The sequence below is a fragment of the Duganella hordei genome, from assembly GCF_040369125.1.
In the GTDB taxonomy this organism is placed as follows: Bacteria; Pseudomonadota; Gammaproteobacteria; order Burkholderiales; family Burkholderiaceae_D; genus Rugamonas; species Rugamonas hordei.
In genome coordinates, this window is the sequence record NZ_BPWI01000002.1 from 654,685 (window position 1) to 676,260 (window position 21,576).

Annotated in this window: 22 protein-coding genes; 9 read left to right on the forward strand and 13 right to left on the reverse strand. The window is 65.7% G+C overall.

The features are described 5' to 3' along the window. Positions 1 to 121 precede the first annotated feature (121 nt). Together ABWW33_RS07095 and ABWW33_RS07100 are read left to right on the forward strand one after the other, a co-directional pair. Positions 122 to 685 carry a TOL_0243 family YfiR-like periplasmic protein gene (locus ABWW33_RS07095; RefSeq protein WP_176655651.1) on the forward strand — a complete coding sequence of 188 codons (564 nt, stop codon included), beginning with the start codon at positions 122 to 124 and terminating at the stop codon, positions 683 to 685. Next, the gene (locus tag ABWW33_RS07100; RefSeq protein WP_353400385.1) at positions 682 to 2,667 is read left to right on the forward strand and encodes an ATP-binding protein; all 1,986 of its coding nucleotides are present in this window, start codon (positions 682 to 684) and stop codon (positions 2,665 to 2,667) included. The genes ABWW33_RS07095 and ABWW33_RS07100 overlap by 4 nt, the downstream gene beginning before the upstream one ends. On the opposite strand, the gene ABWW33_RS07105 is transcribed toward ABWW33_RS07100, so the two are convergent. Genes ABWW33_RS07105 through ABWW33_RS07120 form a run of 4 tightly spaced genes read right to left on the reverse strand, consistent with a single transcriptional unit; the run spans position 2,657 to position 6,237 of the window. Then, positions 2,657 to 3,649 (reverse strand): 2-hydroxyacid dehydrogenase, encoded by a 993-nt coding sequence (locus ABWW33_RS07105; protein ID WP_353400388.1) that lies wholly within the window; start codon positions 3,647 to 3,649, stop codon positions 2,657 to 2,659. The genes ABWW33_RS07100 and ABWW33_RS07105 overlap by 11 nt on opposite strands. Continuing rightward, positions 3,646 to 4,185 (reverse strand): DinB family protein, encoded by a 540-nt coding sequence (locus ABWW33_RS07110; protein ID WP_176655654.1) that lies wholly within the window; start codon positions 4,183 to 4,185, stop codon positions 3,646 to 3,648. The genes ABWW33_RS07105 and ABWW33_RS07110 overlap by 4 nt, the downstream gene beginning before the upstream one ends. A gap of 21 nt (positions 4,186 to 4,206) precedes the next feature. Continuing rightward, positions 4,207 to 5,481, reverse strand: coding sequence for an NAD(P)/FAD-dependent oxidoreductase (locus ABWW33_RS07115; protein WP_176655655.1), 1,275 nt, complete (start codon positions 5,479 to 5,481; stop codon positions 4,207 to 4,209). 54 nt (positions 5,482 to 5,535) lie between these two features. Beyond that, a complete protein-coding gene (locus ABWW33_RS07120) occupies positions 5,536 to 6,237 on the reverse strand; it encodes an HAD family hydrolase (RefSeq protein WP_353400392.1) in 702 nt (233 codons plus the stop codon). A gap of 99 nt (positions 6,238 to 6,336) precedes the next feature. Here ABWW33_RS07120 and ABWW33_RS07125 point away from each other — a divergent pair, with 99 nt between their 5' ends. Both ABWW33_RS07125 and ABWW33_RS07130 read left to right on the forward strand, forming a co-directional pair. Next, a complete protein-coding gene (locus tag ABWW33_RS07125; protein WP_176655657.1) occupies positions 6,337 to 7,293 on the forward strand; it encodes a LysR family transcriptional regulator in 957 nt (318 codons plus the stop codon). Beyond that, positions 7,290 to 8,129: a helix-turn-helix transcriptional regulator gene (locus tag ABWW33_RS07130; RefSeq protein WP_353400395.1), complete on the forward strand. Its 840-nt coding sequence runs from the start codon at positions 7,290 to 7,292 to the stop codon at positions 8,127 to 8,129. Before ABWW33_RS07125 ends, ABWW33_RS07130 begins: the two co-directional genes overlap by 4 nt. Before the next feature lie 9 nt (positions 8,130 to 8,138). On the opposite strand, the gene ABWW33_RS07135 is transcribed toward ABWW33_RS07130, so the two are convergent. Beyond that, on the reverse strand, positions 8,139 to 8,558 hold the full coding sequence (locus ABWW33_RS07135; protein WP_353400398.1) for a DUF2000 domain-containing protein: 420 nt from the start codon (positions 8,556 to 8,558) through the stop codon (positions 8,139 to 8,141). A gap of 184 nt (positions 8,559 to 8,742) precedes the next feature. Here ABWW33_RS07135 and ABWW33_RS07140 point away from each other — a divergent pair, with 184 nt between their 5' ends. Together ABWW33_RS07140 and ABWW33_RS07145 are read left to right on the forward strand one after the other, a co-directional pair. Beyond that, a complete protein-coding gene (locus ABWW33_RS07140; RefSeq protein ID WP_176655660.1) occupies positions 8,743 to 9,342 on the forward strand; it encodes a LysE family translocator in 600 nt (199 codons plus the stop codon). Between the two features lie 27 nt (positions 9,343 to 9,369). Beyond that, a complete protein-coding gene (locus tag ABWW33_RS07145) occupies positions 9,370 to 9,774 on the forward strand; it encodes a hypothetical protein (protein ID WP_353400401.1) in 405 nt (134 codons plus the stop codon). Between the two features lie 10 nt (positions 9,775 to 9,784). On the opposite strand, the gene ABWW33_RS07150 is transcribed toward ABWW33_RS07145, so the two are convergent. Both ABWW33_RS07150 and gluQRS read right to left on the reverse strand, forming a co-directional pair. Continuing rightward, complete coding sequence (locus tag ABWW33_RS07150; protein ID WP_353400403.1) at positions 9,785 to 11,296, reverse strand: CYTH and CHAD domain-containing protein; 1,512 nt, start codon at positions 11,294 to 11,296, stop codon at positions 9,785 to 9,787. Between the two features lie 39 nt (positions 11,297 to 11,335). Beyond that, a complete protein-coding gene (gene gluQRS, locus ABWW33_RS07155; protein ID WP_353400406.1) occupies positions 11,336 to 12,235 on the reverse strand; it encodes a tRNA glutamyl-Q(34) synthetase GluQRS in 900 nt (299 codons plus the stop codon). Positions 12,236 to 12,320: 85 nt separating this feature from the next. Here gluQRS and ABWW33_RS07160 point away from each other — a divergent pair, with 85 nt between their 5' ends. Next, positions 12,321 to 13,946, forward strand: coding sequence for a M28 family peptidase (locus ABWW33_RS07160; RefSeq protein ID WP_353400408.1), 1,626 nt, complete (start codon positions 12,321 to 12,323; stop codon positions 13,944 to 13,946). Between the two features lie 100 nt (positions 13,947 to 14,046). Here ABWW33_RS07160 and ABWW33_RS07165 read toward each other — a convergent pair whose 3' ends face one another. From ABWW33_RS07165 to ABWW33_RS07190, 6 genes are read right to left on the reverse strand one after another with little or no spacing between them, the layout of a single operon-like run. Continuing rightward, on the reverse strand, positions 14,047 to 14,760 hold the full coding sequence (locus ABWW33_RS07165; RefSeq protein WP_353400410.1) for a cyclic di-GMP-binding domain-containing protein, MshE-related: 714 nt from the start codon (positions 14,758 to 14,760) through the stop codon (positions 14,047 to 14,049). A gap of 21 nt (positions 14,761 to 14,781) precedes the next feature. Then, positions 14,782 to 15,783 carry an AraC family transcriptional regulator gene (locus ABWW33_RS07170; protein WP_176654912.1) on the reverse strand — a complete coding sequence of 334 codons (1,002 nt, stop codon included), beginning with the start codon at positions 15,781 to 15,783 and terminating at the stop codon, positions 14,782 to 14,784. Beyond that, positions 15,780 to 16,340, reverse strand: coding sequence for a DUF2059 domain-containing protein (locus ABWW33_RS07175; protein WP_176654913.1), 561 nt, complete (start codon positions 16,338 to 16,340; stop codon positions 15,780 to 15,782). The genes ABWW33_RS07170 and ABWW33_RS07175 overlap by 4 nt, the downstream gene beginning before the upstream one ends. A 19-nt stretch (positions 16,341 to 16,359) precedes the next feature. Next, entirely contained in the window at positions 16,360 to 17,952 is a 1,593-nt protein-coding gene (locus ABWW33_RS07180) for an OmpP1/FadL family transporter (RefSeq protein ID WP_353400414.1), read from the reverse strand. Positions 17,953 to 17,998: 46 nt separating this feature from the next. Beyond that, complete coding sequence (locus tag ABWW33_RS07185) at positions 17,999 to 19,030, reverse strand: transporter (RefSeq protein WP_176654915.1); 1,032 nt, start codon at positions 19,028 to 19,030, stop codon at positions 17,999 to 18,001. A gap of 35 nt (positions 19,031 to 19,065) precedes the next feature. Next, entirely contained in the window at positions 19,066 to 19,833 is a 768-nt protein-coding gene (locus tag ABWW33_RS07190) for a C39 family peptidase (protein WP_176654916.1), read from the reverse strand. A 554-nt stretch (positions 19,834 to 20,387) separates the two neighbouring features. Here ABWW33_RS07190 and ABWW33_RS07195 point away from each other — a divergent pair. Next, positions 20,388 to 20,897 (forward strand): DUF6160 family protein, encoded by a 510-nt coding sequence (locus tag ABWW33_RS07195; protein WP_176654917.1) that lies wholly within the window; start codon positions 20,388 to 20,390, stop codon positions 20,895 to 20,897. A gap of 122 nt (positions 20,898 to 21,019) precedes the next feature. Beyond that, on the forward strand, positions 21,020 to 21,529 hold the full coding sequence (locus ABWW33_RS07200; RefSeq protein ID WP_176654918.1) for a DUF6160 family protein: 510 nt from the start codon (positions 21,020 to 21,022) through the stop codon (positions 21,527 to 21,529). Positions 21,530 to 21,576 lie beyond the last annotated feature (47 nt).

Consider the following 21,576-nt stretch of genomic DNA (forward strand, 5'->3'; position numbering starts at 1 on the left):
TTCGCGCACAACCGGCTTGCGCCACGCAAAAAAAACTTGCGCTGCGGGCTATTCGGATAGAATCGTGACGTGCTGTAACCACGCAAACATGCGGGTTGCGCTACAAGGAGATGCGTGCACGATGAGACGACTGGGCGCCGCCGAAATCAGGAAGCTGGCCGTGCGGGCTTGCCTGCTGGCTGTCTTGGGTTGTGTTAGCGCTAGCGCCGAACAGGCCATCCCCGAGCAGCAGGTCAAGGCCGCCTACATCCTCAACTTCACCCGCTACGCCATCTGGCCGCCTCCGGCGCTGGCCGATCCGAACGCGCCGCTGGTGGTATGCATGGCCGGCGCCGGCGCGGCCGACGTGGCGCGCCAGCTGCGCAGCCGCGCCGCCGGCAGCCATCCGCTGGAGCTGCGCATCATCAGCCGCATCGAAGAAACCGACGCCTGCCACGCGGTCTACCTCGCCGTGGGAGAGCGCAGCCGCCAGGCCGCCTGGCTGACCCGCCTGCGCGGGCAGGCCGTGCTCACCATCGGCGACTCGTCGTCGTTCCTGGCCGACGGCGGCATCATCAACCTGATGCTGGTCGACGGCAGCATCCGTTTCGAAGTGAACCTGACGGCGGCCAAGCATTCGGGCGTCAGCCTCAATCCGCGCATGCTGGCGCTGGCCGAGCGGGTGGTCGGCGGAGACGCGAAATGAGCGCACTGATGATGCGCTGGCAAGACATGGCGCTGCAGCGCAAGCTGCTGATCGTCTCGCTGGCGACGGCGCTGGCGGCGATGCTGGTGGCGCTGGCGGCGCTGGTCACCTACGACATCAGCGTGGTGCGCACGCGGCTGGTGGCGGACCTGGCCAGCCGCATGGAGCTGGTGTCGGTGAACCTGGACGTGGACCTGAATTTCGGCGACCGCAGCGCGGCCGCCCGCACGCTGTCCGCGCTGCGCGGCACGCCGGACATCGAGAGCGCCTGCCTGTTCGATCCGCTGCACGAAACCTTCGCCAGCTATTCCCGCCGCGCGAGCGGCAGCGATGGCGACGGCAGCGGCGCCGTGCGCTGCACATGGCCGGACGACATGGCGGCGCCGGGCCACAGCTTCCACGGCGACAGCTTGTCGATGCTGGCGCCGGTGCGTTTCCAGCACGAGGTGGTGGGCTACCTGCAGGTCGACTACGCGCTGCCGCCGGTGACCGAGCGCCTGAGCAAATACGGCCTGGTGCTGGTGATGGTGGCGCTGACGCTGCTGATCGGCGGCATGCTGCAGGCGATCGGCTTGCGGCGGCTGGTGACGCAGCCCTTGCTGGCGCTGTCGAAGCTGGCCGACCAGGTCACGCGCGAGCAGCGCTACGATTTGCGCGCGCCGGTCGCTTCGAACGACGAGGTGGGACGGCTGTCGGCCACCTTCAACACCATGCTGGCGACCATCGCCGCGCGCGACGCCGCGCTACGGGTCAGCCAGTCGCTGCTAACCAACATCGCCGACAAGTCGTCGGCCGTGATCTATGTCAAGGATCTGGAGGGGCGCTACCTGATGGTCAACCAGCGCCTGCGCCAGGTGCTGCCGGCCGGCTCGGTGGACCCGATCGGCCACCGCGACGCCGACCTGTTCGACGAGCGGACGGTGGCGGTGATACGCGACGGCGACCGCATGGCGCTGGCGTCGCCGAATTCCTACATCTACGAGGAGGCCGTGCCGAACGCCGAGGGCGAGCTGCGCACCTATATCTCGGAAAAATTCTGCCTGCGCGACGAGGCCGGCAATGTCTGGGCCATGGGCGGCATCTCGACCGATATTTCCGACCGCAAGAAGGGCGAGGTGGAGCTGATCCAGTATCGCGACAAGCTGGAGGAACTGGTGCAGCTGCGCACGGCGCAGATGCAGGAGGCTAACAGGGAGCTGGCTGAATCGCTGGAGACGCTGCGGCGCGCGCAGGATGAGCTGGTGCGCAGCGAGAAGCTGGCGGCGCTGGGATCGCTGGTGGCCGGCGTGGCGCACGAGCTCAATACGCCGATCGGCAACAGCCTGCTGGCCGTCAGCACGCTGATCGACCAGACCCGCGTCTTCAAGCGCATGAGCGAGGAGGGCATCAAGCGCTCGACACTGCAGGCCTACATCGACGACGTGGGCAGTGGCGGCGAGATCGTGCTGCGCAACCTGCATCGCGCGGTCGACCTGGTGTCCAGCTTCAAGCAGGTGGCGGTGGACCGCACCACGTCGCAGTGCCGCGAGTTCCTGCTGTCCGACCTGGCCAACGAGATCCTGCTGGTGCTGGTGCCGACCTTCAAGAAGAGCGGCATCACGGTGCGCCAGGACATTCCGGCGACGATACAGATGCACAGCTATCCCGGCCCGTTCGGCCAGGTGTTGATCAACCTGATCAACAACGGCCTGACGCACGCCTTCGAAGGCCGCGCCGACGGCGAGATCTTGGTGTCGGCCCGCGCGCTCGAGGACGAGCGGGTGCAGGTGGTCGTCAGCGACAATGGCGCCGGCATCGCGCCGGAAAACATGAGCCGCATCTACGATCCGTTCTTCACCACCAAGCTGGGTCGGGGCGGTTCGGGGCTGGGGCTGAACATCGTCTACAACATCGTCTACGGCCTCCTGCGCGGCAAGATCGAAGTCGAGAGTGCGCTGGGTCAAGGCACCCGCTTCATCCTGACCCTGCCCGTCACGAGCTGACCGGCAAGGCGTTCGCGCACGGCCTGCCGTTCAGGTGGCAGGCCAGGTTGGCGAAGGTGACGGCGGCGATCTCGCGCATCGCCTCCACCGTGAAGAAGCCCTGGTGGCCGGTGACCAGCACATTGGGGAAGGTCATCAGCCGCTGGAACAGGTCGTCGGCGATGATGTCGCTGGAGTGGTCGTGGAAGAACAGGCTGGCCTCCTGTTCGTAGACGTCGATCGCCAGCGCGCCCAGGTGGCGCGATTTCAGCGCCTCGATGACGGCGGCGGTGTCGATCAAGCCGCCGCGCGAGGTGTTGACCAGCATCGCGCCGGGCTTCATGCGCGCCAGGCTGGCGGCGTCGATCATGTGGCGGGTGGCGTCCATCAGCGGGCAATGCAGCGAGACGATGTCCGACGCGGCCAGCAGCTCGTCGAGGCCGACGCGCGCGGCCAGTCGGTCCAGCTGCGGCGACGGCGAGGGATCGCTCACCAGCACCCTGCAGCCCATGCCGTTGAAGATGCGCGCGGCGGCCGTGCCGATCTGGCCGGCGCCGACGATGCCGACGGTCTTGCCGTGCAGCGTCATGCCCAGCAGGCCATCCAGCGCGAAGTTGCCTTCGCGGACGCGCGCGTAGGCGCGGTGCGTGTTACGGTTGAGCGTCATCACCAGCGCCAGCGCGTGTTCGGCCACCGCTTCCGGCGCATAGGCCGGCACCCGCGCCATGAACAGGCCGAGGCGGGCGCCGGCGCCCAGGTCGACGTTGTTGAAGCCGGCGCAGCGCAGCAGCACGGCGCGCACGCCCAGCGCATGCAGCGCCTCCAGCACCGGCGTCTCCAGCACGTCGTTGACGAACACGCAGACGGCGCCGCAACCTTGCGCCAGCGCCACCGTGTCCAGGGTCAGCGGATCGGAGAAGTAAACCGTTTCCGCCGTCGGCGGGCACGCTTCGCCGAGGAAGCGGCGGTCGTAGGGCTGGGCGCTGTAGACGGCGATCTTCATGCCGGCAGGTCCGGCACCCACAGCAGCAGGTCGGTGACGCCGATGTCGACGCCCGCCTGCGACAGCAGCGTGGTGATCTGGCCGCGGTGGTGGGTCTGGTGGTTGAAGAAGTGCTGCACCACGCTGCCGAAGTGCTTGCGGTACAAGTCGCCCTTGGTGCTGCGGTACTCGAGGGTTTGCGCCAGGTCGTGCGCCTCCACCTGCGCCGCCCATTGCGTGATGATGGCGTCCAGCCGCAGGCGGTGTTCGTGCAGCGGCGGCAGGTCGTCGCCGAAGGTGTGCGTCAGGCCGGACGGCTGCGGCATGTCCAGCATCGGCGCCAGCGCGGTGAATTTCGGCGAGTGGGCGGCGAAACGCTTGAGCCAGATGGTATCGCCCGCCAGCAGGTGGTTCATGGTGCCGAGGATGGAGCCGAAGAAGGCCTTGCGGTCGGCGGCCAGCTCGGCGTGCGGCAGCCTGGCCGCGGCGGCGTACAGCTTCTCGTTCATCGAGGCGTTGTACGCCGCCATCAGCATGGTGAGGTCTGGAGTATTCATGACCCCATTATATGCCCAAGCCTAGTGCAGCTTCACCGGCGGCAGGATGCGTGCGCGCAGCCAGTCGGCCAGAGCCTGAGTCGCCACCCGCAGCGTGCCGTGCAGCGACAGCATATGCTTCTGGTACATCAGCCGGTACAGCAGGCCGGCGACGGCGCCGCCGACGCGCACGCTCTTGCCGGTGACCGCGCCGGTCAGCACGCCGACCGCCGATTGCGGCCCGAGCGACACCAGCGAACCGTAGTCGTGGTAGCGGAAGTGCGGTCGCGGCGTGCCGTTGCGGCGCGTCAGCAGCTCGGCCAGGAACATCGCCTGCTGATGGGCGACCTGGGCGCGCGGCGGCGCCGCACCCTTGACCGGGCAGGTGTAGCTGGCGCAATCGCCGAAGGCGTAGATCTGGCTGTCGTTGGCCGAGCACAGGCTGGCGTCGACGACGATCTGCTTCAGGTGGTTGACCTGCAGGCCGAAGGTGGCGCACAGCTGCGGCGCCTCGACGCCGGCCGCCCACAAGGTCAGGTCGGCGCGGTGCACGGCGCCGGTGGCGTCGATGACGGCGTCCTGCGTTACTTCGGCGACGGTGGTGCCGGTCAGCACCTCGATGCCGAGCGAGCGCAGGTGACGCGCGGCGCGCTGCGACTGCTGCGGATGCAATTGCGGCAGCAGGTATTGGCCGCGCTCGATGACGCTGATGCGGATGTCGCGGTCCGGGTCCAGCGCATGCACCTTGTACGCTGCCAGCGCGCGGGCGCTGGTGCTCAACTCGGCCGCCAGCTCGACGCCGGTGGCGCCGCCGCCGATGATCGCCACGTCCACCTGCGTGCCCTGTTCGCCGGCCTTGATGCAGGCTTCGTTGAAGCGGCGGCGGAACGCTTCGGCATCGGCCACGCTGTCGAGCGTGAGCGCGTGTTCGGCGGCGCCGGGCACGTTGTAGAAATTGGTCACCGAGCCCAGTGCCAGCACCAGCTTGTCGTAGGCGATGGTGCGGCAGGCGCCGTCGCTGCCCTTGCCGTGGCGGGGCGCCAGCGTGATGGTCTGGTGCGCGCGGTCCAGGCACAATACTTCGCCTTGCACGAATTCGAAGTCGTGCTCCAGCGCCTGCGCCGGGAAGGCCAGCTCCACCACTTGCGGGTCGCATTTGCCGGAAGCGACCGTGTGCAGCAGGGGCTTCCAGAAGTGGCCGTGGGAACGGTCCACCAGCACCACGCGGGCGCGCTTGGCGCTGCCGAGTGTATCTCCAAGGCGGGTGGCGAGTTCGAGTCCGCCCGCACCTCCGCCTACGATGACGATGGTTTCCATGATGCCTCCAGACGAGTGTAAAAAACTGTGCGCAGCTTGCCGCTGCTGTCTATCCTATGCGGCCAGCACGTCCCGCTGGTGCTGGTCCGGCGTGTAGGGACTGGAATGCAGTTCGCGCAAGGCGTCGAACGTGATGAACTGGCGTGGACGCACGACGTCGTTGCCGTAAGGGGCGACGGAGACGGTCCACAGGCCGGCTTCCTCGGCGGCGCGCAGGCCGGGCACGGCGGTGTCGATGGCGATCGCGTCCTGCGGCGCCACGCCCATCGCGTGCAGCGCGCGGGCATAGGGGCCGGTGCCGGACGGGCCGTCGAAATTGGCGCCGCCGGTCACCACCGTGAACAGGCTGTTGACGTCGGCGCCGAAGCAGTTGGCCAGCAGCGCGGACGTGGCGGGGGCGGGCAGGTCGGTCAGCACGCAGACTTTGCAGCCGGCGTTGAGCGCGTCGTCGATCAGGGCCAGCGCGGCCGGCAGCGCTTGCGGCGGCCTGGCGCTGATCGCCTGGTGGAACTGGCGGTGCTTGTCGGCGAACAGTTCGGCGACGCGCTGCTTGTCGCGCGACAACAGCTCGCAGGCGATGGCGGAACCGATGGCGCGGGCGTAACCGTGGGTGGTGGCGGCGCTGCGCAGCGCCGGCAAGGTCCAGCGTACGGACAGCCCGGCGTTGGCGAATGCCGCGTTGCACGCGGCCAGGTGCAGCGCTTCGGTGTCGAACAGTACGCCGTCCAGGCCCAGGAAGATCACGTCGATGCTCATGTCGGTCTCGCTTAAAACGATATCAGATGATTATCAATATAGAGGTAGAATGAACAAAAGAAAAATTAAACATATTCGATAATCGATAAGGAACGGCTTATGTATCATGCGAGTTTTCGCCAGCTGCAGTCGCTGGTGCTGGTGGCGCGGCACGAGAGCGTGTCGCGTGCGGCCGACGCGCTGCACGTCACGCAGCCCGCGGTATCGTTGCAAATCCGCACACTGGAGGAGATCGCCGGCATCGCGTTGACGCGCAAGGTCGGCCGCAACATCCAGCTGACGGCGGCGGGCGAGGTGATGGTGGAATTTTCCGAGCGCATCCTGCGGCTGTGGGAGCAGGCCGGCGACGAGCTGGCCGCGCTGCAGGGCGTCACCAGCGGTACGCTGCGCATCGGTGCGGTCACCACGGCGGAACATTTGTTGCCGCCGTTGCTGGTGCCGTTTACGATGGAACGTCCGGACGTGCGGTTGAAACTGCAGGTAGGCAACCGCGCCGAGATCGTGCAGATGCTGGCGCGGCACGAGATCGAGCTGGCCATCATGGGCACGCCGCCGCGCGAGCTGCGCACCAACGCGGCCAAGTTCGCGCGGCACCCGATGGCGTTTGTCGCCAGTCCCGCGCATCCGCTGATGAAGAAGAAAAAGATCACGCTCAACGACGTGATGGCGGCCAACCTGCTGGTGCGCGAACGCGGCTCCGGTACCCGTACCGCCGTCGAGCGTCTGCTGCGCGACGCCGGCCACCCGCTGGAGTTCGGTTCCGAGGTGTCGAGCAACGAAGCGATCAAGCGCATGGTGTCTGCCGGGCTTGGGCTGGGCTTCCTGTCGGTGCACGCCTGCGGACTGGAATTCGAGGCCGGCCTGCTGGCGATCCTGCCGATGCAGGAAAACCCGGTGGAGGCAGATTGGCATATCATGCACCTGACCGACCAGCCCATCCCCAAGGTGGCGGCGTCGTTCCAGGATTTCGTCATCGAGAATGGCCAGGACCTGGTGCGGCGCGAGCTGGAGGGCTTTTACAAACTGCTGGGCCGCCAGCGCAAGGGAAAACAGTGACAGACCGGGAGGATTCCAGCGACATCGCCATCTGGCACGCGCCCGAACTGAAGGCGGAGTTGTTGCGCGGGCGCTTCGTGGATTTCAGCTACGACGTGCACACGCATGAAACGGCATGCTTTGCGCTGCTGACGCATGGCGCGATCCGCATCCGCATGCGCGGCAGCGAGTTCGTGGCGCGGCAGGGGGACCTGTATGCCATAGATGCCGATGAAGCGCATGCCGGCTGGCCGGTGGATGACGGCGGCTGGCGGCAGCGCACGCTCTATGTCGACATGCTGCATTTGCGCCGCCTCGCCGGCGAGGAGCATGCCGCGCATGCCCGCCCGCTGGCCGGGCCCATCATCCGCGACGCCGGCCTGGCCGACGCGCTCTACACCATGCACCGCTGTTCGCAGGAGCAGGGGCCCGCGCTGTTGCGCGACCAGGCTTACCTTAACTTCGCTGCCGGATTGACTGGCCGCTACCTGCATCATGCGGTGACGCCGCCGGACGCCGGCGCGGAGCGGGCGGCGGTCCGCAGCGCGCGCGAATTCCTCGATCAGCATCTGGATGACCAGGTCAGCCTGGAGGATATCGCCGCCGCTGCCGGCCTGCCGGCGTTCCAGTTGTTCCGCGCCTTCGAACGCGCGCTGGGCATGACGCCTCATGCATATCAGCGCCAGGCCAGGGTGCGGCTGGCGATACAGCTGATCCGGCGCGGCCATGCGCTGGTGGAGGCTGGCGTCATGTCGGGCTTTTCCGACCAGGCCCACCTGACGCGCTGGTTCCGCCGTTTCATGGGCATCACACCGGGCCAGTATCAGCGCGCTGTGCTGGGCAAGGCCACCCGCTAGGGGCGCCGTCTATTTCAGCAGGCCCAGGTTGGCGACGATCTTGCCGACAGCTTTTTTCTCGCCCAGCAGCGCGACACCCACATACGACAGATCGTCCGTCGGCACCGCCAGCACCGCGGTTTGAAACGCCGCATAGTCGGTCGTCTGCTGGCCTTGCGTGGGGAAATCGACCACGTCGCAGCCAGCGGCGATGCCTTTGCCGCGTATCGCCGCCAGCTCGCCGGTGCCGGCGGCCAGCACCGCTATTCCTATGGGTATCAAGCCCGGATGCGGGAAGCCGGAGGCGTCGACCAGCGCGCCGCCGACCAGCCACGGGTGGCGTTGGCCCATCGTCAAGGCCAGTACGGCGGCCGCGTTTGCGGCGCGACCCGCGGCCAGGTCGCTGTTCACTATCACCACGCAGCGCGGGGTTGCGATTGCTGTTTCCATGCTTGCTCCAGTTGGGCTAAAAGCTCATCGTTTCATGTGGCGCCGCGCCTGTCTTGAACGCTATTGCACGCTTGTATGGGCTAAATGACCAGTACACCACTCGCAACTGTTTGTGAAAGTGTACTGGTGCAGTATCGTGTGCTTTCACTACAATGAATATTCATGCCCATCACCGGATATTCTTATGTCGCTCGATCTGCTGCTTCCGCTGTGCACCTTTGCCGCCATCTGCACCATCACGCCCGGCCCGAACAACGCGATGATTTTGGCGTCGGGCCTGAACTATGGCTTTGCCCGCTCGCTGCCGCACCTGTTCGGCATATGCTGCGGCTTCACCTTCATGATCTTCGCCACCGGCATGGGGTTGCACGCGGTGTTCGAACAGGCGCCGATGCTGCAGGTGATGCTCAAATACGCCGGCGCGGTATATCTGCTGTGGCTGGCGTGGAAGCTGGCCCGTGCGGCGCCGATGAGCGCAGAGCAGGCCGCCGTCTCCAAGCCGATGGGCTTTCTTGGCGCGGCGGCCTTCCAGTGGATCAATCCCAAGGCCTGGGTGATGGCGGTCAGCGCGCTGACCACCTATCTGCCGTCCGGCTTCAGGGTGGGCGACGTGGCGCTGCTGGCCGGCGTGTTCGGCGTGATCGGCATCTTCTGCGTCGGTTCGTGGGCGATGTTCGGCGTGGCGATGCGCCGCGTATTGCAGGATGCGCGCTCGGTGCGGATCTTTAATGTGGTGATGGCGCTGGCGCTCGTGGCTACCTTGTACCCTATCCTGATAACATAGGGTTTTAGCGGATAACGAGGAGTGCCGATGTATCGCCGAATTTTTGCCGGGCTGCTGCTGTCCGGCGTCGCCATGTTTGCCGGCGCCGCCACCTTGCCCTCGGACCTGATGCGTCCGACGCCGGCCCTGGCGGTGCGCGGTTACGCGGAGCGCTGGGTGTTCAGCATCGAGATCGAATCGGACGACGGCGTGGGCATTGAACGCTGCGGCAAGATTCTCGCCGCGCGCGGCCTGCTGCAGACGCTGTCGAAAACCGCCAGCTCGGCCGATCCGGTGTTGCATTTCAAGGTGACGGCCAGCAAGGAGTATGCGCAGGCCGACACTGAAGCGGACGATGCGCTGTCCGCCGTGCAGCATGCGAACTGCCCCGGCAAGCTGACGTGGACGGTGGCGTCGAAGCTGGTGCCGGCCTTGCAGCAGCCGCTCCAGTAAACGTCCCCGTTCAGATGGCGCGGGGTTGCCGCAGCGCGTGCAGCTGCCTGCGTATTTCAGCGGGATCGACACTGCGCTGGGAATGTATCGCCCGCAAGTAGCCGCGCGCGAAATCGACGCCGGCGGCCGCCCCGTTCGGCGCCTCCGCCAATTCCTGCAGCATGCGGTCGGCCACGACCAGGTCGTTGTGCTGCCCCAGTTCATCCTGCAGCGTCGACAGGGTTTTCAGATAGTCGCGCACCGCCTTGCCGCGATACAGCGTGTGGAAGAATTCCATCGCGTAGCGGGCGCGCTTGGCCGCGATGCGCGTGCGGTGGATGGTCGTGGCGTCGCTGTCGTCCATCCGCTTGGCCCGCTTCAGCAATTTCTGGTGCAGGCGCTGGATCGTCCACTGCGCGAAATCGGCGGCGGGCGCCTGCAGGCCGGGCTCGGAGGCAAGCTGCTGCATCCACAAGCCCAGCGCCAACAGCAGGCGCGAATAGCGTGACGACAGCAGTGCCTGCGCCGCGCGCTGGCGCGCCGTGCGCGCGGCGTCGAGCGCCAGCGCCTGCAGGTCCAGCAGGCCGCCTTTGCCGCCCGGCGTCGCCTGCACCTGGCCCAGCGTGGAGGTCAGCAGCACATCCCAGTCGCGTGCCGCGCCCAGCTGCGTGCCCAGCCAGCTGATGTCCTCCAGCAGCCCAGGCGGGCACGCCGCAACCGCGTCGAACAGCTTCAGCGCCGAGCGCAGGCGGCGCACGCCGACCCGCATCTGGTGCAGCGTCTCGGCGTCGTCGCCCTCGATGACGGCGTTCTCGTTGCGCTGGATGTGTTGCAGGCAGTTGCCCAGCACGGCCTGCAGCGCGTCGGAGACGGTGGCGCCGGCGTCCAGCTGCACGGGCTTGGCGCGATAGGGCACGGTGCCGGTCTGCCGGCACAGCGTGTAGCCCCGCTCCGCCTTGTTGGTGTTGCTGACGCGCACAGGAATTTGCTCCTGCAGCTGCAGCGCGAACGAGAACAGGCTGGCGGGATCGCCCTCCTTGAGTTCCAGTTCGATCTCGTTGACCGGCACCTGATGGCCGTGGCGCTCGATGCGGCCGTGGTCGAGCACCATTTCGATATGGCTGCCGTCGACGTCCAGGTCCCACACGTGGCGTTCCACCGTCACGACGAACAGCGGTTCCAGCCGCTGTTTCAGGTCGGCGGAATCGAGCAGCGCCTGCCATTGGCCGTCCTCGCCGATCAGCTTGCGCAGCTTGCCCAGGCGCGGCCATGGCCGGTCCACCGGGCCTTCCCATTCATTGCGCCGGTGCAGGCCGCTTTGCACGCTGCCGCCGGCCTTCATGGTTTGCGTCCACGAACCGTCGGCCTTGCGCACGCGCAGGCCGGCGCCGTGGCGCATCAGGTGCAGGTCCGGCGTATCGAAATAGCGGGCCGACAGTTGCTGGGTGCGCGGCTGCGCGCGCGCGTGGGCGGCCACCAGCGGATGCTTGAGCAGTTTGTCGTTGTCTGCCGGGGACAGCAGAAGTTTGAGTTCGACTTCCATCGTTTCAGTGTAGATGAAGTAGGACGCGCGCAGCGCACCTTATCTTTGGCGCAAAACCTGTTCCCATGCGGGCGTGGCGGCGCGCCAGAATTCCTCGATGTTGCCGGCGCGGATGTCCATGCCGAGGAAACGCGCAGCCGGCAGCATGGCGTCCCGCAACAGCTGTTGCGGCGCGGCGCCGTTGTCGAAGGCTTGCGCGCCGGTCTGCTTGGACAGTTTTTCGCCGGACTCGTTGACCACCACCGGCACGTGCAGATAGGTCGGACGCGGCAGGCCAAGCACTTGCTGCAGGTACAGCTGGCGCGGCGTGGAATCGAGCAGGTCGGCGCCGCGCACGATGTCGGTGATGCCTTGCGCGCCGTCGTCCACCACCACCGCCAGCTGATAGGCCCAGAAACCGTCGGCGCGCTTGATGACGAAGTCGCCGACGTCGTCGGTCAGGTCCTGGCTGACATGACCGGCCCAGCGGTCGTCGAAGCTGACGACGCAGTGCGGTTGCCGCGGCACCTTCAGGCGCAGCGCGCGGGCGCTCTTGCCCGGGGCCAGGCCGTGGCGGCAGGTGCCGGGATAGATCAGCGTTTGTGCCTGGCGTCCGCTCAGGCTCAGTTGCGAATCGGCGATTTCCTTGCGCGAGCAGCCGCAGGGATAAACCAGGTCGCCCAGTTGCAGCAAGGCCTGTTGGTACAAATCGGTGCGGCGGCTTTGCCAGGTGACGTCGCCATCCCACTGCATGCCGCAGCGCTGCAGCGAGGCCAGGATGTGCTCGTCGGCGCCGGGCACGTTGCGGTCGCCGTCGACGTCTTCGATGCGCACCAGCCACTGGCCGTGGTGCACCTTGGCGTCCAGGTAGCTGGCCATGGCCGCCACCAGCGAGCCGATGTGCAGGGGGCCGGTGGGCGAGGGCGCGAAGCGGCCGATGTAGGGGGAGCGGTCTGTCATGCCGCCATTTTAGCGCGGCGATCGCATACAATGTGCGCGCGGCAATTTAACGGACCGCGCCCATCCCTTACCTATCCAGGAAATCATGCAAAAAATGACTCCATCCTTTGTTGCCTCCGCCTTGGCCATAAGCCTGGCGCTGGCATTCCCTGTCCACGCCGCGAAAAACGCCGCCACCGTGCAGGAAGCGCCTTTGCGTGCGCACCTTGCCTTCCTCTCCAGCGACGTGCTGGAAGGCCGTGGCACCGGCCAGCGCGGCGCCGACCTGACCGTTGCCTATCTGGAAACGCAAGCACTGGCGCTGGGTCTGAAGCCGGGCAATGGCGACAGTTATCGCCAGTCGGTGCAGATCGCCGGCGTCAAGACGCAGCCGGCCGAGAGCACGCTGAAACTGGAAGCGGGCGGCCAGGCGCTGCCGATCAGCTTTGGCAAGGACTGGGTGTTCGCGCCCGGCGATGCGACCGCCGCGCACAGCTTCAACGCGGATCTGGTGTTCGTCGGCTACGGCATCACCGCGCCGGACGAGCAGTGGAACGATTACAAGGGCATGGACCTCAAGGGCAAGATCCTGGTCATGATGGTCAACGACCCGCAGCCCACCGCCGAGCAGCCGAAGCGCTTCAACGGCAAGGGGCTGACCTACTACGGCCGCTGGACCTACAAGTTCGAGGAAGCCAAGCGCCAGGGCGCCACCGGCGTGTTGCTGATCCACACCACGCCGAGCGCGTCGTACGGCTGGAGCGTGATCCAGAACAGCTGGTCGGGCGTGGAGCGCTTCCAGCTGGCGGCGGGCACGCTGGGCACCGAGCTGCAGGGCTGGATGACCGACGATACCGCCCGCGCGCTGTTCAAGGCCGCAGGCCAGGACCTGGACGCGCTGCGCGCCGCCGCCGAAAGCAAGGACTTCAAGCCGGTGCCGCTGGCCGCCAGGCTGAGTGGCGAGATGAAGGCCGCCGTGCGCAAGGTCGAGCAGTTCAACATCGCCGCCGTGGTGCCGGGTACGGATGCAAAGCTGAAGGATGAGGTAGTGATCTACAGCGCGCACTGGGATCACCTGGGCAAGCAGGGGGATAGTGGAGACACGATCTTCAACGGCGCGGTCGACAACGCCTCCGGTTCGGCCGCCTTGCTGGCGATTGCGCAGGAAGCCGTGCGCGCGCCGGCCAAGCGCAGCCAGATGTTCCTGTGGGTGGCCGCTGAAGAGCAGGGTCTGCTGGGCAGCGCCGCGTACTCCGCGTCGCCGCTGTGGCCGCTGGCCAAGACCGCCGCCAACCTGAACCTGGATAGCCTGAACTTCGTCGGCGCCACGCGCGACATCGGCACGCAGGGCAGCGAGCGCACCGAGTTGGGCAAGCTGGCCGAGACGGCCGCCAAGGCAATGGGCATGCACATCGCCGAGGCGGAACCGGACCTGGCGGGCGGTTACTTCCGCAGCGATCACTTCAACTTCGCCAAGAATGGCGTGCCGGCGTTCTCGATCGAATCGGGCCGCGAGTACATCAAGGATCCGGCCGGCTCGAAAGCCAAGGCCGACGCGTACGATAAGCGCTACCACCAGGTCAGCGACGAGTACGATGCGGGCTGGGATCTGTCGGGCATGGTGCAGACGGCGCAATACACGCTCAACCTGGGCCGCCTGATCGCCAACGGCGCCAAGCTGCCCGAATGGAAAGCCGGCGACGCTTTCGCCAAGCCGCGCAACTTGAAGTAAGCCAACTCCGGGGTCAGATCCGACATTTGGACACTAGCTCTGCCGTAATAGCCATTACGGCAGAGCTAGTGTCCAAATGTCGGATCTGACCCCGGATTTTTTAGTGGTGGAAGGCCATCGTGATGGTGGTGCCGGTCAGGTCTATGCCCTTGATCGAGATACTGCCGAAGCTGGCGCCTTCCGTGCCCTTCACGCGGATGTTGTTGAAGTTGATCTCGCCGATCGACGACGGCATGCTCAGCGTCAGCGAGCCGTCCTTGTTGATCGTCGCCGAGGCCTTGCTCGGGTCGTAGACGACGTTCTTCATGCTGGTGTCCGCCTCCAGGAAACCCAGTATCGGATTGACCAGCTTGGCCATGTCGCCGACCACTTCCAGCCCGTTGTTCCTGGCCTGCTTGACGGCGGTCACCAGTTCGTCGCTGAGGCCTTGCGCCGAGGTCTCGCCCAGTTCTTCTTCGCTGAGCGCCTGCAGGCCGGAGCGCTCGCTGATCTGCAAGCCCTGCTGGTCCTTGCTGAGGATGATGGGCGTGCCGATCGCCAGCGACGGCAGCGCCTGCGCCGCGTAGGTCTCCATCGGCGCCAGCAGCGAGGTGGCGATCGCCGCCGCCATCCGCAGGCGGCGCTGTTTGCGCAGCGCCTGTTCGATGTGCTGCTGCGAGATCAGGTTCAGCTCGGCGAAAATGTCGCCCAGCCGCTGGCCGGTGGCGCGCTGCAGCTCGATCGCGCTGGCCAGCTGTTCTTCGGTAATCAGCTTCTGCTTGACCAGCAGCTGACCCAGCATCGACTTGCTTTGATTATTCGATAACCATCCCATCGCCATCTCCCTCGTTGTTGTTTATGCCGACTTGCGCGGCGTGGTGGCGTTCATCGATTCCGGCTCCGGTCCCGGCTGGTGCGCCAGATGCTGGATGTCCGACGGCGCCATGCCGAACCAGCGTTTGCAGGCGCGGTAGAAGGCGCTCGGCTCGGAGAAGCCCAGCTGGAAACTGAGCATCTTCAGCGACAGCTCGCCGCAACTGAGCGACTGCCGCGCCAGCTCGCGCCGGGTGTCGTCGACCAGGTTGGTGAAGCTGGTGCCTTCCTCGGCCAGCCGCCGCTGCAAGGTGCGCTCGCTCATCATCAGCTGGGCGGCGACGTCGTCGCGGTGCGGCGGGCCTTTCGGCAGCAGGCTCGCCAGCAGGCCCTGCACCTTGGCGCTGAAGGTCGGCGGTTCGGCGCGCGCCAGCGAGGCCAGCACGCGCTCGCCGCTGCCCGGCATCAGCGGCGGGTTGGCCGGCAGCGCCATCACCAGGTCGGTGTCGGAAAACTCCATGACGTTGTGCGGCATCGAGAACTTGACCGGGCAACCGAAGGTTTCGCGGTACACGTGGGCGTTGGCCGGCTCGGGAAAGGTGTATTCGACCACCACCGGCGCGATGTCGTCGCGGCCGGCGGCGCAGCGCAGCGAGCGCAGCAGTACGCACCAGACAAAGTCGTAGCGCTGCTGCGGCACGTCGCGCCGCGCGCCCGGCAGCAGCAGGCCGACGCGGGTGTGGCCGTGGCAGCGCTCGATCGAGCTTTGCACCGTCGGCGACACCAGCATGATGTGGCCCATCACGCCCAGCCAGCCGAGCCGGTGCGGCGACGAGATCTTCAGGCCGATCAGCGGATCGCCCGATTTTTCCACCACCAGCTCCCACAGGTGGCTCAGTTTGTCGGACAGGGTCAGCGCGTCGCAGGCGAGGCCGTCCCCTTCGTCCAGTCCGGCTTGCGCGAACAGCGCTTCCGCTTCCACGCCGGAATGGGTCAGGCGCGATTTGACGCCGCGCACCAGATGCAGGGCGGAGGAGTAAGTCATGGCGTGACCGCGGTGCGCAGGCGCAGGCCGATTTTTTCTTTCAGGCCTTGCAGTTTGGGATCGATGACCGAGCGGGTGTCGGCGGCCACGCCTTCACCCAGGGTCTTCTGCATTTCCGGCAGCATGGCCTCGAACTTTTTCTTGACCGGCGATTCGAGGATGGCGATCAGCTGCTTCAGCTCGTCCTCGGTGTAGCGCTCGGCCAGCAGCGGGGCGATGGTGGTCGGGATCAGCTTGTCGGCGCTGCCCTTGGTGATTGGCGTGGCCTCGGCCATGAACTGCTTGGCTTCGCCGACGATGTCGTTCATCGCGGCGTCGCGCTTCTCCGGCGCGGCGCGGCCCTGCAGCATGGCGCGCGCCTGCTGCACCGCGTCGCCCACCGGCACTTGCAGCATCGATTGGCCGATGTTGTCCGGGTTCCACAGCTTGAGGACCTGGTCGACCAGTGCCTGCTTGGCCGGCGATACCGGCGCCGTCGCCGCCTGGGCGCCGGCGCAGGCCGCGCCCAGGGCCAGCAGCAGCAAACCGCGTTTGTACAGAGTATTCGTCGATGTCATGTTTTTGCTCCTCAAAAAATCAGAAACGCTTGTTGATCTCAAAACCGAAATAGCGCACATGGATGTCGCCCTGGACGTTCTGGCCGGCATACGGGTTGTAGATGATGTTCAGGAAATTGCTGCAGTTCATATTGCAATCGGTGTTGGCCGGCGTGTTGAATTTGCCCGTCATGTAGGAGCCGGTCACGCTGATCTCGGTGTTCTTGTTGAGCTTGAAGCTCAGGCCGGCGCTCAGCAGCTTGGTGTTGGGCAGCGGCGCCAGCAAGTCGATCTTGTCGGCCGGTACCGAGGACTTGCGCGGCTCGAAGCCGAAGCGCAGCGCCAGCCGCTCCATCGGATACAGCTGCAGGCCATAGGCGAAGTTGACCACGCTCTTGTAGCCGCGCGGGATCACCAGCCGGGTCGAATCCGGGATGCCGTACAGCCGCGCCACTTCCAGCAGCTTGATGCTTTGGTCGAACTGGAAGCGCAGCGCGTCCCAGTCGCTCCAGCGGGCGTAGCTGGCGTCGACGTTCAGCTGGGCAAAATGCACCGGCCGCAGCTTGATGCCGAGCTGCACGTGGGAGGGGAAGGGGATGATCGCGCTCATATTGCCCCGCTGCGTGGCCGGAATCGAGCTGGGGAAGCCCAGCACGGCGCCGGCGATCGGTCCCAGCAGCGAGGCGTTCAGGCCCTTGACGAAGTTGCGCAGCATCGGCTCGGTGTCGAACACATAGGTGCCGGTGTAGTGCGTCTTCGAGCCGCCCTGGTAGACCGCGCCCAGGCCCAGCCACGGCGCCGGTTCCCACAGCACGCCGAGGTTGATGGTCGGATCGACCGGCGCCGTCAGTTCCAGCCGCATGTTGGCGGCCTTCTTGAACGGGCTGACCATGCCGTCCTTGCCGCCGCCGCACACGCCGAAACCGAACACGTCGATGATGTTGCCGCCGTTTTCCGGGCACCAGCCTTTTTGCAATTGGCCGAACACGCCCAGCAGCTCGTTGGGGAAGCGCATATTGGTGTCGACCACGAAGGCGGCGTGGGCGATCGGCACCGAGACGCCGAAGCGCAGGGTGTCCGAATACTTGTAGCCGATCGACGGCGACAGGTAGACCAGCCGCTGGATCTGTTCCTGCCGGCCCTGGTACTGGCCGGGATCGTTGGGATCGGTGGTGCGGTCCAAGCTCATCGCCTGCGACATATAGCTGTCGGTGGCGAAGGTCCACGGCGAGCCGGCCTTGTTCCAGTACATGCCGATGCCGGGCACGGCCACCGCCGGCAGGCGCCAGCCAGGCATGCCGTAGCCGGGTACGTACATCACCTGGCGCACCGGGCCGGTGCGGGTGTTGGAGATCGGATCCTCGGTCCAGCCGCCGATGTCGAAGTTCGGTCCCGGCGTGAAGGCGGCCGAGGTGCGGATCGAGGCCACGAAGTTGTGGATGCTCTCGCCGTCGCCGCTCAGCCGCGCCAGGCCGGCCGGGTTGAAGTGGATCGACGCGATGCCGGGCGGGTCGGCCGTCACGGCGTTGCCGAGCGACATGGCGACCACGCTGGTGGTCAGGTTTTCGGTCAGCGCGGCGTGGACGGAAAGCGGACACAGCGCGGCACACGCGCCGGCAACCGCTGCGGCCATGGCCGTGGCGCGCCTCCGCATGAGGACGTTGCTGTGCATGGCCATATCAGAAATTCAGCGGCAGGTTCATGCCGATGGTGAACTGCGGCGAGTCCGGCGTCAGGCCGATGCCGACCGAGACGTTGACGGTGGTCTTGGGCGATACGCGGTAGCCCAGGCCCATGTTGAGGATGCTCGACGTCTGCATATGGGTCTTGGCTTCCAGGCCGTCGGCAAAGCGCAGCTTCGAGCCGGCCGAGATCGCCTCCTGGAAGGAGATCGTGGTGGAAATGCCGTACGACAGCGCATATGCGAAGCCCATGCCGAAGCCGACCGAGTTGCCGGGCTGGACGCGGGTCAGGATGCGGGTGCCGTTGACCTGGTACAGATGCTTGGCCGGCAGGCTGGCGGTGAAGTTGAGCGAGCCGAACAGCGCGACCGGGTCGACGATCTTGTTGACGTTGAGGCCGGCCGAGAAGGCGCCGACGCCGCTGCCGGTGGCCTCGCCGCTGCCGGCGATGATCTTGAACGGGCTGCGGCCGGTCGGCAGGCGGGCATTGGTGGTGACGGTCAGGTTGGGCGTGTCGCGGCGCGCCTCGAACGGCTGCCAGCGGGCGCCCAGGCTGAGGTCGCCCAGCGAGTTGGAGATGCCGTTCGACAGGTTGTTGTCGGAGTAGCGCGAGATCAGCGGCAAGGTGACGTTGCCGGTCAGGTTGTCGAGCAGGCCGTAGTCTGCCGAGAAGGTGTTGGTGACCGTGTGCGAGCTGGTGTTCTCGATGTTGAACAGCGTGGTGCTGCCGTTGGCCAGGTCGGTGACGATGCGCTCCTCGCCGACGTAGGCATAGCTCAGGTCGTAGGTGACGGACAGCTGGTTGCGGCGTATCAGCGAGTACTGCTTGTCGACGGCGGTCAGCGTCTGCTTCAGCAGCGCGCTCTGGTCGCCTTCGCCTTCCTTCTTGGCCAGCGCGTCGCGCGCGGCGTCGGCGCTGGCCGGCGCGGTGGCGGCGGCGTTGCCGGTGCTGGTCTGTTGCGCCGTGGCCGGCAGCGCCATCATGATGGTTGCGATGGCTGCAGCAACAGGCATGGTACGGAAAATCATATCGTCATCCTCGAGAAAGTGTGGGCGCTGCGGAATTAATTGCGATGCATCCAGGTGCCGGCGGCGCCCGAATTGACGGCGCGCAGCAACAGCTGGGCCGAGTTGCTGATGCCGGTCTGCTGGCCTTTGCCGGTCACGCGGTCCATGTCGGTCACGCCCAGTTCCTGGTCGGTCAGCGCCAGCTGCGCCACCGGCCGCTGGCCCTTGGCCGGCGAGATGATGAACAGCGTGTTCTTGTCCCACCAGCGCGCGAACTCCTCGACCGAGAACACGATGTTGCCTGCCGACGGATCGGCGATGTAGACCACGCCGTCGCGGATGCCGCGCAGCACCACGAAGTGCTTGGAACCGGCGTAGTCGATCGGCACGATGGCCGGTTCCTCCAGCGTCTTCAGGTCCTTGATCTCGGCCTTGAAGCCGGCGCCGGACAGGCCCAGCGAACCGACGTAGCGCTTCATGTCGAGCAGCGAAAAGCCGCGCCGCTCGATGATCTTTTCCTTCTCGCCCTTGTCCAGCATGCCTTCCATGGCTTGCTGTTCGTTGACCATCACGCCGAGGTGATAGTTGAGGATGGTGACCAGCGCGGCCGAGCCGCAGCTGTAGTCGAACGCCTGGCGCACGATGTGCTTGTACTTGAGTTCGGAAAACGGTTCCAGGCTCACCGATTGCACGTAGGCGCCGCCGCCCAGCATGGCTTGCGGCATCTCGAACTGGCTCTTCGGACGGTCCTGCGGCTCGTGTCGGGACATGACACCGGCGCCGCCTATCAGGGCGGCGACTACGCCCAGCAACAGCATCAGCATGGCGTCAGCCTGCCGAGCTCAGGCAGCTGCGCACGCGCGACGGCGTGCTCAAGCGCGCGCTTAAAAAATGATGAAGCGAGGGTGCTTGCAAAGCTCGCGAATGAGCTCCGCCCAGAGGCGTCGGGCGCCCCAATGCTGGTTTCATGCTGTCTCCAATATTCTAGATTAGAACGACCGTGCTTTATTAGGGCGACAACTCGTCTTTGTATTTTTGTAACTTATTAACGCATGCTTTGCCTGTGTCAGGCATTAAGTTTTTTAGAAATGTGACTCTAGAAATTTTGGACTGAACTTATGCTATCGCAGACAACACTTGCGTGGCACAGCCCCCACTCTGTATGGCTCTCAAGGCCAAGACGTTGGCTTTCCAAGTCAGCGTGAAAAGATGGACCCGTGTCGGGGCCGACTCATATGATTAACTTAATTAATAGTCAAATATTAAGATTTTCACGGCACCGGACAGTGCGCGCCGCGGCTCCTACCCGGAGCCCAGGATCAGCCTGACGGTCGTGAGCCCAGACAAAAAATTCCAACTTTAACTCGGAGATACCACCATGCAAATCGTTAAAACCGCAATCGCAGCAGCCCTGGCAACCCTGGCTTTCTCGGCATCGGCCATGACCCCGATCCAGGATGCTGAACTGAGCACCGTCAGCGGCCAGGACGGCGTATCGATCGCAGCTAACCTGAACATCAAGATCGATTCCTTCGTCTACACCGACACCGACGCACTCGACGCCAACGGCCTGGGTGGCGGTTCGGTATCGTTCAACGGCATCAAGGTCAACGGCCTGATCGCCGCCAACATCGACATCCTGTCGAAGAACTCCTTCCTGGCCGCTGCCGGCGCCGCCGGCGTGACCAACCCAGGCACCTTCTACAGCCCGGCGACCGGCGGCGACGTCGTGCAGATCGCGATTCCAGCCTCGGTGGTTGCGGACGGCCACTACCTGAACGTGTCGGTCGACGCGATCAAGATGGGCAACAACGCAGCGTCGTTCGGTTCGGTCGCGATGAACCAGATCGACATGCGCGGCACCACCGTGTGGATCTTCGCACACTAATGCCGGCGGCTCGCAAGGCCTGTAGCTTGGCCTGACGAGTCATGGACGATAGCAGCTGCGGGGCCATAAGATGGTCCCGCAGTATAAAAAAAACCACACCAAAACCATCACGGAGACGACACATGCAATTCATCAAGACCGCAGTAGCAGCAGCCCTGGCAACCCTGGCCTTCTCGGCATCGGCCATGACCCCAATCCAAGACGCTGAACTGAGCACCGTCAGCGGCCAGGATGGCGTGTCGATCGCGGCCAACCTGAACATCAAGATCAACTCGTTCACCTACACCGACACCGACGCGCTCGACGCCAACGGCCTGGGTGGCGGTTCGGTATCGTTCAACGGCATCAAGGTCAACGGCCTGATCGCCGCCAACATCGATATCCTGTCGAAGAACTCCTTCCTGGCCGCTGCCGGCGCCGCCGGCGTGACCAACCCAGGCACCTTCTACAGCCCGGCGACCGGCGGCGACGTCGTGCAGATCGCGATCCCAGCCTCCGTGGTCGCGGACGGCCACTACCTGAACGTGTCGGTCGATGCGATCAAGATGGGCAACAACGCAGCGTCGTTCGGCTCGGTAGCGATGAACCAGATCGACATGCGCGGCACCACCGTGTGGATCTTCGCTCACTAATCAGCTGAGCTGCGGCGGCCGCGTGCGCGGCTGCCGCTCCCGCCATC